The following is a 1,129-nucleotide window of genomic DNA, read 5'->3' as shown; positions in this document are numbered from 1 at the left end:
CTAGTGACCTGAGTCAGAGATTCGTCGGCAGTAGGCGGCTACTTTGTCGAGGATCTCGTCGGCGGTCTTCGTCCAGATGAACGGCCTGGGGTGTTCGTTCCAGTCGGCGAGCCAGCCGCGGATGTCCCGTTCCAGGGCTTGGACGGAGCGGTGGACGCCTCGCTTGAGCTTCTTCTGCGTGAGCTCGGCGAACCAGCGCTCCACCAGGTTCAGCCAGGACGATCCCGTCGGTGTGAAGTGCAGGTGGAAGCGGGGGTGTGCCAGCAGCCACTGCTTGATCGCCGGTGTCTTGTGGGTCGCGTAGTTGTCCAGGATCAGATGTACCTGAAGGTCCGGGGGGACCTCCTTGTCGAGCTTGGCCAGGAACTTCTTGAACTCCGCGGCACGGTGGCGGCGGTGCAGCGAACCGATCACCTTGCCGGTGGCGACCTCCAGGGCCGCGAACAAGGTGGTGGTGCCCGCGCGGACGTAGTCGTGGCTGCGACGCTCGGGCACCCCGGGCATCAACGGCAACACCGGCTGCGACCGGTCCAGGGCCTGGATCTGGGACTTTTCATCCACGCACAGCACCAGAGCCTTCTCCGGCGGATCGAGATACAGACCCACCACGTCACGGACCTTGTCGATGAAGAAGGGGTCGGTGGACAGCTTGAAGGTCTGGGTCCGGTGGGGGGCGAGGGCGAAGGCACGCCAGATCCGCGAGATGGCCGACTGTGACATGCCGGTGGCCGCCGCCATCGACCGGGTCGACCAGTGCGTGGCGTTGGCCGGCTTCTCCTCCAGTGTCTTGACGATCACCCGCTCGACATCGGCATCGGTGATCTTCCTGGGGACCCCCGGACGCGGTTCATCGCACAAGCCGTCCAGCCCGCGCTCGAGGAAGCGCCGACGCCAGGTGCGGACCGTGTCAGGAGCGATCCGCAGCCGCCGCGACACCGCCATGATCGAGTGCCCTTCTGCGCACTCCAGCACGATCCGGGACCGCAGGGCCAATGCCTGCGCAGTCGTCCGGCGACGCACCCATCCCTCAAGCACCTCCCGCTGAGCATGAGTTAACGACAACGGCGGAATCTTCGGTCCAGGACGACTCATACCCAACCAACGACGAATCTGCGACTCACGTCACTAG

At 65.1% G+C, this 1,129-nt stretch carries 1 protein-coding gene; it reads right to left on the bottom strand.

Annotation, left to right across the window (positions count from 1 at the left end; all coding sequences use genetic code 11):
• Positions 1-1,092 carry an IS630 family transposase gene (locus ACTWP9_RS36645; protein WP_443250643.1) on the bottom strand — a complete coding sequence of 364 codons (1,092 nt, stop codon included), beginning with the start codon at positions 1,090-1,092 and terminating at the stop codon, positions 1-3.
• Positions 1,093-1,129 lie beyond the last annotated feature (37 nt).

The sequence above is a fragment of the Streptomyces sp. 3N207 genome (assembly GCF_052246355.1).
In the GTDB taxonomy this organism is placed as follows: Bacteria; Actinomycetota; Actinomycetes; order Streptomycetales; family Streptomycetaceae; genus Streptomyces.
This window is presented reverse-complemented; position numbering and strand designations above follow the sequence as displayed.

Bases quoted from the DNA above. Each gene is read 5' to 3' on its own strand.
- ACTWP9_RS36645 (WP_443250643.1), bottom strand. From the start codon at position 1,092: ATGAGTCGTCCTGGACCGAAGATTCCGCCGTTGTCGTTAACTCATGCT.